Genomic DNA, 7,906 nt, shown 5'->3' with positions numbered 1-7,906 from the left:
TTCAATTCGGCCGCGGCCCTGGTGAAACTGCCCAGGGCGCGCCGCCGCCTCGAAGGCGACGAGCAGCCCCAGCGGCGGAATCAGGCGGCGGCCCAGGCCATGAGTCATGCGCTCAGCTCATCTTGTATTGGCGGATTTTGGCAAATTCGCCGGGGCGAGTCGACCAGGTTCATTACCAGTCCGCATGAACTTGATACGCGATCATCGATTGCCCGAGACTGGGCGACGGCGCATGTTCACGGGCCATACGCGCGGATCATCGGGAGCGAGCAATGAGTGCAGCAAAAGCCAAGGCGGCCTTCGTCTGGGAGGACCCGTTCCTGCTCGAGGAGCAATTGTCCGAGGACGAGCGCCTGGTGCGCGATTCGGTTCGCGCCTATGCCCAGGACAAACTGCTGCCCGCGTCGTCTCGGCCTTCGCGCAAGAGCGCTTCGATCGCGAGATCATGAACGAGATGGGCGAGTTGGGCTTCCTCGGCTCGACCATCCCAGCGAATACGGCGGCGCCGATGCCTCCTATGTCGCCTACGGCCTGGCGGCGCGGGAGGTGGAGCGGGTCGATTCCGGCTATCGCTCGGCCATGAGCGTGCAGTCGTCCCTGGTCATGCACCCGATCCATGCCTATGGCGACGAGCGCCAGCGCAAGGCCTATCTGCCCAAGCTCGCGACCGGCGAATGGATCGGCTGCTTCGGCCTGACCGAGCCCGACCACGGCTCCGATCCCGGCGGCATGCGCACCCGCGCGACCAAGGTCGCCGATGGTTACCTGCTGAACGGCGCCAAGATGTGGATCACCAATTCGCCGATCGCCGACCTCGCCGTGGTCTGGGCCAAGTCGGAAGCCCATGACAACGCCATCCGCGGCTTCATCGTCGAACGCGGCATGAAGGGCTTCTCGACGCCCAAGATCGAAGGCAAGCTCTCCCTGCGCGCCTCGATCACCGGCGAGATCGTGCTGGACGGCGTGGTGGTGCCGGAAGAAAACCTGCTGCCCAACGCCTCGGGCCTGGGCGGGCCGTTCGGCTGCCTGAACCGCGCGCGTTACGGCATTTCCTGGGGCGCCATGGGCGCCGCGGAAGCCTGCTGGCACGCGGCCCGGCAATATACCCTGGACCGCAAGCAGTTCGGCCGGCCCCTGGCCCAGACCCAGCTCGTGCAGAAGAAGCTCGCGGACATGCAGACCGAAATCACGCTCGGCCTGCAGGGTTCGCTGCGCGTTGGCCGCCTGATGGACGAGGGCAAGGTCCTGCCCGAGGCGATCTCGTTGATGAAGCGCAACAATTGCGGCAAGGCCCTGGATATCGCCCGGGTCGCCCGCGACATGCACGGCGGCAACGGCATCTCGGGCGAATACCATGTCATCCGCCATGCCATGAACCTGGAAACCGTGAACACCTACGAAGGCACCCATGACGTCCACGCCCTGATCCTGGGCCGGGCGCAGACCGGCCTCCAGGCGTTTTTCTGAAATCTCCCTCTCCGCCGCTTGCGGGGGAGAGGGAAGGGGCCCATTGCGCCAGCAATGGGAAGGGTGAGGTGGTCGGTGGGATGGATCGTGTCTCATGCCGACCACCCACCTCACCCAACCCTCTCCCCCTGAAGGGCGGAGAGGGCTTTCGGCGGAGTAATCAAGAATGTCCCAACCACCCCTGGCCGGCCTCAAGGTGATCGAACTGGCGCGCATCCTGGCCGGGCCGTGGGCGGGGCAGGTGCTGGCCGACCTGGGGGCCGACGTGATCAAGGTGGAGAAGCCGGGCGAGGGCGACGACACCCGCGGCTGGGGCCCGCCCTTCGTCACCGACGCGGACGGCAATTCCCTGGGGGCCGCCTATTTCCATGCCTGCAACCGGGGCAAGCGGTCGATCGCCGTCGATATCGCAACGGCGCAGGGCCAGGCGGTGGTGCGCGATCTGGTGCGCGGCGCCGACGTGCTGATCGAGAACTTCAAGGTCGGCGGCCTGGCCAAATACGGCCTCGACTATGCCTCGCTGCAGGCGATCAACCCGCGCCTGGTCTATTGCTCGATCACCGGCTTCGGCCAGACCGGGCCTTACGCCGCCCGCGCCGGCTACGACTTCATGATCCAGGGCCTGGGCGGCATCATGGACCTGACCGGCGACCCGGCGGGCGAGCCGCAGAAGATCGGCGTCGCCCATGTCGACCTGTTCACCGGGCTCTACGGCGTGATCGCGATCCAGGCGGCCCTGATCGAGCGGCAGCGCTCGGGCCTGGGCCAGCATCTGGACCTGGCCCTGCTCGATACCCAGGTCGGCGTGCTGGCCAACCAGGCCTTGAACTTCCTGGTCTCGGGTACCAGCCCGCGCCGGCTCGGCAACGCTCACCCTAATATCGTGCCCTATCAGGTCTTCGCCGTGGCCGACGGTCACCTGATCATCGCGGTGGGCAATGACGGGCAGTTCCGCCGCTGCTGTCAGGTCATCGGCCTGCCCGCCCTGGCGGACGATGCGCGCTATCGCACCAACCGCGACCGCATCGCCAACCGCTCGGCACTGATCGCCGCCATGGCCGCGCCTATTGCGGCTTTCGCCCGCGACGACCTGCTCGCGGCCCTCGAACAGGCCGGCGTCCCCGCCGGGCCGATCAACACGGTGGCCCAGGTCTTTGCCGATCCCCAGGTGGTTCACCGCGAAATGCAATTGACCCTGCCGCTGGAGGCGGGAAGCGTGCCGGGGGTTCGGACCCCCATCGTCATGTCGCGCAGCCCGCTGGTCCTGGACCGGCCGTCGCCCCGCCTGGGCCAGCATACGGACGAGATCCTGGCCGCGCGGGAGAGGTGACGGGGACCGCACCGGCCGCGTAAAATTAATCCTGGCGCGCGCAGAACGCAGGGAACCCACTTGCGACGGTCGGGTTGACGCGGGCAAGGGCAATTGCGACATACGGCGGGTGGCGGCCGTGGAGCCTCGATGTATCGATTTCTGACATGGGCGGTGGGGGTGATCGCGGCGGCGACGGTGATCGGCGCGATCGGCTACGATCTTTCGACCGAACGCATCGCCCGCGCCTATGCGGCGAGCGCGCCGGTATCCGTGCGCCCGGCCGGCGAGATCTCCAACGATGGCGTCGAGCGCCTGGTGGTGATCCCGCTGCTGCCCGTCGAGGCTGCCCGCACCCCATCCACACCGTGTCCGGCGGCCCGCTGGCCGAGCCGTCGCGGGAAGAGATGGGTTATGCCATGCGCCTGGTCGGCGCGGTGCCGCCGCCGGGCGACGAGGTTTCGGCCGCGGCGATGGTCGAGATTCCGCCCAATATCGTCCGCCGCCTGGCCGGCGGCATTGCCTGGATCACGGTCTGGGCCCGGGCGGACCGCGCCCGGCCGGCCACGACCTTTGCCATGTCGCTGTCGATCGACGGCGGCTTCAAGGGCTGGCACCGGTTCCCGCTAGTCGCCTCCAGCTATGAAAGCTACGGCTTTGGCGTGCCGGTCCCGGCGGATGCGGTGGGCAAGGCGGTGCGGGTGCTGATCCTGCCGGATACCGACGGCAAGGGAGCTGCGATCTCGGTCAGCCATCTGATCGTCGACCGGTGCTCAAGCCCGGCGAACCCGAACCCCCGACCGAATCGAGCCCGGCCGCGGCGCCGGCCGCGCCCGTGGTGCCCTGAGGTATCAGCGCGTCGGGCTCAGCCCGAAGATCTCCTCGAAGGTCTCGGCCAGGGCGACATCGACATCGGCCATGGTCACCGGCAGCCCCAGGTCGACCAGCGAGGTGACGCCGTGCTGGCTGATGCCGCAGGGCACGATGCCGTCGAAATGCGTAAGGTCGGGTTCGACGTTCAAGGACAGGCCGTGAAAGGTCACCCAGCGGCGCACGCGCACGCCGATGGCGCCGATCTTGTCTTCGCGCGGCATCGGCCCGCCGTCGTTGCGCACGACCCAGACGCCGACGCGGCCGTCGCGCATCTCGCCCTTGACGTTGAAGCGGGCCAGCGCCGCGATCATCCATTTTTCCAGCTTGAGACGCTGGCACGCTTCAACGTCAAGGGCGAGATGCGCGACGGCCGCGTCGGCGTCTGGGTCGTGCGCAACGACGGCGGGCCGATGCCGCGCGAAGACAAGATCGGCGCCATCGGCGTGCGCGTGCGCCGCTGGGTGACCTTTCACGGCCTGTCCTTGAACGTCGAACCCGACCTTACGCATTTCGACGGCATCGTGCCCTGCGGCATCAGCCAGCACGGCGTCACCTCGCTGGTCGACCTGGGGCTGCCGGTGACCATGGCCGATGTCGATGTCGCCCTGGCCGAGACCTTCGAGGAGATCTTCGGGCTGAGCCCGACGCGCTGATACCTCAGGGCACCACGGGCGCGGCCGGCGCCGCGGCCGGGCTCGATTCGGTCGGGGGTTCGGGTTCGCCGGGCTTGAGCACCCGGTCGACGATCAGATGGCTGACCGAGATCGCAGCTCCCTTGCCGTCGGTATCGGCAGGATCAGCACCCGCACCGCCTTGCCCACCGCATCCGCCGGGACCGGCACGCCAAAGCCGTAGCTTTCATAGCTGGAGGCGACTAGCGGGAACCGGTGCCAGCCCTTGAAGCCGCCGTCGATCGACAGCGACATGGCAAAGGTCGTGGCCGGCCGGGCGCGGTCCGCCCGGGCCCAGACCGTGATCCAGGCAATGCCGCCGGCCAGGCGGCGGACGATATTGGGCGGAATCTCGACCATCGCCGCGGCCGAAACCTCGTCGCCCGGCGGCGGCACCGCGCCGACCAGGCGCATGGCATAACCCATCTCTTCCCGCGACGGCTCGGCCAGCGGGCCGCCGGACACGGTGTGGATGGGGGTGCGGGCAGCCTCGACGGGCAGCAGCGGGATCACCACCAGGCGCTCGACGCCATCGTTGGAGATCTCGCCGGCCGGGCGCACGGATACCGGCGCGCTCGCCGCATAGGCGCGGGCGATGCGTTCGGTCGAAAGATCGTAGCCGATCGCGCCGATCACCGTCGCCGCCGCGATCACCCCCACCGCCCATGTCAGAAATCGATACATCGAGGCTCCACGGCCGCCACCCGCCGTATGTCGCAATTGCCCTTGCCCGCGTCAACCCGACCGTCGCAAGTGGGTTCCCTGCGTTCTGCGCGCGCCAGGATTAATTTTACGCGGCCGGTGCGGTCCCCGTCACCTCTCCCGCGCGGCCAGGATCTCGTCCGTATGCTGGCCCAGGCGGGGCGACGGCCGGTCCAGGACCAGCGGGCTGCGCGACATGACGATGGGGGTCCGAACCCCGGCACGCTTCCCGCCTCCAGCGGCAGGGTCAATTGCATTTCGCGGTGAACCACCTGGGGATCGGCAAAGACCTGGGCCACCGTGTTGATCGGCCCGGCGGGGACGCCGGCCTGTTCGAGGGCCGCGAGCAGGTCGTCGCGGGCGAAAGCCGCAATAGGCGCGGCCATGGCGGCGATCAGTGCCGAGCGGTTGGCGATGCGGTCGCGGTTGGTGCGATAGCGCGCATCGTCCGCCAGGGCGGGCAGGCCGATGACCTGACAGCAGCGGCGGAACTGCCCGTCATTGCCCACCGCGATGATCAGGTGACCGTCGGCCACGGCGAAGACCTGATAGGGCACGATATTAGGGTGAGCGTTGCCGAGCCGGCGCGGGCTGGTACCCGAGACCAGGAAGTTCAAGGCCTGGTTGGCCAGCACGCCGACCTGGGTATCGAGCAGGGCCAGGTCCAGATGCTGGCCCAGGCCCGAGCGCTGCCGCTCGATCAGGGCCGCCTGGATCGCGATCACGCCGTAGAGCCCGGTGAACAGGTCGACATGGGCGACGCCGATCTTCTGCGGCTCGCCCGCCGGGTCGCCGGTCAGGTCCATGATGCCGCCCAGGCCCTGGATCATGAAGTCGTAGCCGGCGCGGGCGGCGTAAGGCCCGGTCTGGCCGAAGCCGGTGATCGAGCAATAGACCAGGCGCGGGTTGATCGCCTGCAGCGAGGCATAGTCGAGGCCGTATTTGGCCAGGCCGCCGACCTTGAAGTTCTCGATCAGCACGTCGGCGCCGCGCACCAGATCGCGCACCACCGCCTGGCCCTGCGCCGTTGCGATATCGACGGCGATCGACCGCTTGCCCCGGTTGCAGGCATGGAAATAGGCGGCCCCCAGGGAATTGCCGTCCGCGTCGGTGACGAAGGGCGGGCCCCAGCCGCGGGTGTCGTCGCCCTCGCCCGGCTTCTCCACCTTGATCACGTCGGCCCCCAGGTCGGCCAGCACCTGCCCCGCCCACGGCCCGGCCAGGATGCGCGCCAGTTCGATCACCTTGAGGCCGGCCAGGGGTGGTTGGGACATTCTTGATTACTCCGCCGAAAGCCCTCTCCGCCCTTCAGGGGGGAGGGTTGGGTGAGGTGGGTGGTCGGCATGAGACACGATCCATCCCACCGACCACCTCACCCTTCCCATTGCTGGCGCAATGGCCCCTTCCCTCTCCCCCGCAAGCGGCGGAGAGGGAGATTTCAGAAAAACGCCTGGAGGCCGGTCTGCGCCCGGCCCAGGATCAGGGCGTGGACGTCATGGGTGCCTTCGTAGGTGTTCACGGTTTCCAGGTTCATGGCATGGCGGATGACATGGTATTCGCCCGAGATGCCGTTGCCGCCGTGCATGTCGCGGGCGACCCGGGCGATATCCAGGGCCTTGCCGCAATTGTTGCGCTTCATCAACGAGATCGCCTCGGGCAGGACCTTGCCCTCGTCCATCAGGCGGCCAACGCGCAGCGAACCCTGCAGGCCGAGCGTGATTTCGGTCTGCATGTCCGCGAGCTTCTTCTGCACGAGCTGGGTCTGGGCCAGGGCCGGCCGAACTGCTTGCGGTCCAGGGTATATTGCCGGGCCGCGTGCCAGCAGGCTTCCGCGGCGCCCATGGCGCCCCAGGAAATGCCGTAACGCGCGCGGTTCAGGCAGCCGAACGGCCCGCCCAGGCCCGAGGCGTTGGGCAGCAGGTTTTCTTCCGGCACCACCACGCCGTCCAGCACGATCTCGCCGGTGATCGAGGCGCGCAGGGAGAGCTTGCCTTCGATCTTGGGCGTCGAGAAGCCCTTCATGCCGCGTTCGACGATGAAGCCGCGGATGGCGTTGTCATGGGCTTCCGACTTGGCCCAGACCACGGCGAGGTCGGCGATCGGCGAATTGGTGATCCACATCTTGGCGCCGTTCAGCAGGTAACCATCGGCGACCTTGGTCGCGCGGGTGCGCATGCCGCCGGGATCGGAGCCGTGGTCGGGCTCGGTCAGGCCGAAGCAGCCGATCCATTCGCCGGTCGCGAGCTTGGGCAGATAGGCCTTGCGCTGGCGCTCGTCGCCATAGGCATGGATCGGGTGCATGACCAGGGACGACTGCACGCTCATGGCCGAGCGATAGCCGGAATCGACCCGCTCCACCTCCCGCGCCGCCAGGCCGTAGGCGACATAGGAGGCATCGGCGCCGCCGTATTCGCTGGGATGGTCGAGCCGAGGAAGCCCAACTCGCCCATCTCGTTCATGATCTCGCGATCGAAGCGCTCTTGCGCGAAGGCCGAGACGACGCGGGGCAGCAGTTTGTCCTGGGCATAGGCGCGAACCGAATCGCGCACCAGGCGCTCGTCCTCGGACAATTGCTCCTCGAGCAGGAACGGGTCCTCCCAGACGAAGGCCGCCTTGGCTTTTGCTGCACTCATTGCTCGCTCCGATGATCCGCGCGTATGGCCCGTGAACATGCGCCGTCGCCCAGTCTCGGGCAATCGATGATCGCGTATCAAGTTCATGCGGACTGGTAATGAACCTGGTCGACTCGCCCCGGCGAATTTGCCAAAATCCGCCAATACAAGATGAGCTGAGCGCATGACTCATGGCCGGCGCCGCCTGATTCCGCCGCTGGGGCTGCTCGTCGCCTTCGAGGCGGCGGCGCGCCTGGGCAGTTTCACCAGGG

8 protein-coding genes and 3 pseudogenes are annotated in these 7,906 nt (G+C 67.9%); 4 read left to right on the top strand and 7 right to left on the bottom strand.

Going from position 1 to position 7,906, the window contains the following annotated elements; all coding sequences use genetic code 11:
• Positions 1 to 272 precede the first annotated feature (272 nt).
• The 3 genes from D3874_RS32595 to D3874_RS27670 all read left to right on the top strand — a co-directional run bounded on the left by D3874_RS32595 (position 273) and on the right by D3874_RS27670 (position 2,797).
• A complete protein-coding gene (locus D3874_RS32595; protein WP_456306462.1) occupies positions 273 to 449 on the top strand; it encodes a hypothetical protein in 177 nt (58 codons plus the stop codon).
• Complete coding sequence (locus tag D3874_RS27675) at positions 379 to 1,467, top strand: acyl-CoA dehydrogenase (protein WP_456306461.1); 1,089 nt, start codon at positions 379 to 381, stop codon at positions 1,465 to 1,467. Before D3874_RS32595 ends, D3874_RS27675 begins: the two co-directional genes overlap by 71 nt.
• Positions 1,468 to 1,633: 166 nt before the next feature.
• Positions 1,634 to 2,797: a CaiB/BaiF CoA transferase family protein gene (locus tag D3874_RS27670; protein WP_119775981.1), complete on the top strand. Its 1,164-nt coding sequence runs from the start codon at positions 1,634 to 1,636 to the stop codon at positions 2,795 to 2,797.
• Positions 2,798 to 3,188: 391 nt separating this feature from the next.
• On the opposite strand, the gene D3874_RS28905 is transcribed toward D3874_RS27670, so the two are convergent.
• Together D3874_RS28905 and D3874_RS27665 are read right to left on the bottom strand one after the other, a co-directional pair.
• On the bottom strand, positions 3,189 to 3,356 hold the full coding sequence (locus D3874_RS28905) for a hypothetical protein (protein ID WP_158596264.1): 168 nt from the start codon (positions 3,354 to 3,356) through the stop codon (positions 3,189 to 3,191).
• Between the two features lie 271 nt (positions 3,357 to 3,627).
• Positions 3,628 to 3,972 (bottom strand): annotated as a pseudogene (locus D3874_RS27665) (lipoyl protein ligase domain-containing protein); the annotation flags it as partial.
• Here D3874_RS27665 and D3874_RS27660 point away from each other — a divergent pair.
• Positions 3,973 to 4,302, top strand: a pseudogene (locus D3874_RS27660) (lipoyl protein ligase domain-containing protein); the annotation flags it as partial.
• Between the two features lie 93 nt (positions 4,303 to 4,395).
• Here D3874_RS27660 and D3874_RS27655 read toward each other — a convergent pair.
• From D3874_RS27655 to D3874_RS30980, 5 genes and pseudogenes are all read right to left on the bottom strand, one after another.
• Complete coding sequence (locus tag D3874_RS27655; protein WP_119782908.1) at positions 4,396 to 5,004, bottom strand: hypothetical protein; 609 nt, start codon at positions 5,002 to 5,004, stop codon at positions 4,396 to 4,398.
• Complete coding sequence (locus D3874_RS27650) at positions 4,989 to 6,296, bottom strand: CaiB/BaiF CoA transferase family protein (protein WP_199699405.1); 1,308 nt, start codon at positions 6,294 to 6,296, stop codon at positions 4,989 to 4,991. Before D3874_RS27650 ends, D3874_RS27655 begins: the two co-directional genes overlap by 16 nt.
• Before the next feature lie 164 nt (positions 6,297 to 6,460).
• A complete protein-coding gene (locus tag D3874_RS30990) occupies positions 6,461 to 6,754 on the bottom strand; it encodes an acyl-CoA dehydrogenase family protein (protein WP_233560438.1) in 294 nt (97 codons plus the stop codon).
• Positions 6,700 to 7,197: an acyl-CoA dehydrogenase family protein gene (locus tag D3874_RS30985; RefSeq protein WP_233560441.1), complete on the bottom strand. Its 498-nt coding sequence runs from the start codon at positions 7,195 to 7,197 to the stop codon at positions 6,700 to 6,702. Before D3874_RS30985 ends, D3874_RS30990 begins: the two co-directional genes overlap by 55 nt.
• Positions 7,198 to 7,311: 114 nt before the next feature.
• A pseudogene (locus tag D3874_RS30980) lies at positions 7,312 to 7,655 on the bottom strand (acyl-CoA dehydrogenase family protein); the annotation flags it as partial.
• Positions 7,656 to 7,906 lie beyond the last annotated feature (251 nt).

It is taken from the genome of Oleomonas cavernae, from assembly GCF_003590945.1.
GTDB classification, from domain to species: domain Bacteria; phylum Pseudomonadota; class Alphaproteobacteria; order Zavarziniales; family Zavarziniaceae; genus Zavarzinia; species Zavarzinia cavernae.
Note: the sequence above shows the minus strand (reverse complement) of the source record. Positions and strands in the feature narration are given on the sequence as shown.

Bases quoted from the DNA above. Each gene is read 5' to 3' on its own strand.
- D3874_RS27655 (WP_119782908.1), bottom strand. From the start codon at position 5,004: ATGTATCGATTTCTGACATGGGCGGTGGGGGTGATCGCGGCGGCGACG.
- D3874_RS28905 (WP_158596264.1), bottom strand. From the start codon at position 3,356: ATGGCAAAGGTCGTGGCCGGCCGGGCGCGGTCCGCCCGGGCCCAGACC.
- D3874_RS30985 (WP_233560441.1), bottom strand. From the start codon at position 7,197: ATGCGCACCCGCGCGACCAAGGTCGCCGATGGTTACCTGCTGAACGGC.
- D3874_RS27650 (WP_199699405.1), bottom strand. From the start codon at position 6,296: ATGTCCCAACCACCCCTGGCCGGCCTCAAGGTGATCGAACTGGCGCGC.
- D3874_RS30990 (WP_233560438.1), bottom strand. From the start codon at position 6,754: ATGCAGACCGAAATCACGCTCGGCCTGCAGGGTTCGCTGCGCGTTGGC.
- D3874_RS32595 (WP_456306462.1), top strand. From the start codon at position 273: ATGAGTGCAGCAAAAGCCAAGGCGGCCTTCGTCTGGGAGGACCCGTTC.
- D3874_RS27675 (WP_456306461.1), top strand. From the start codon at position 379: ATGCCCAGGACAAACTGCTGCCCGCGTCGTCTCGGCCTTCGCGCAAGA.
- D3874_RS27670 (WP_119775981.1), top strand. From the start codon at position 1,634: ATGTCCCAACCACCCCTGGCCGGCCTCAAGGTGATCGAACTGGCGCGC.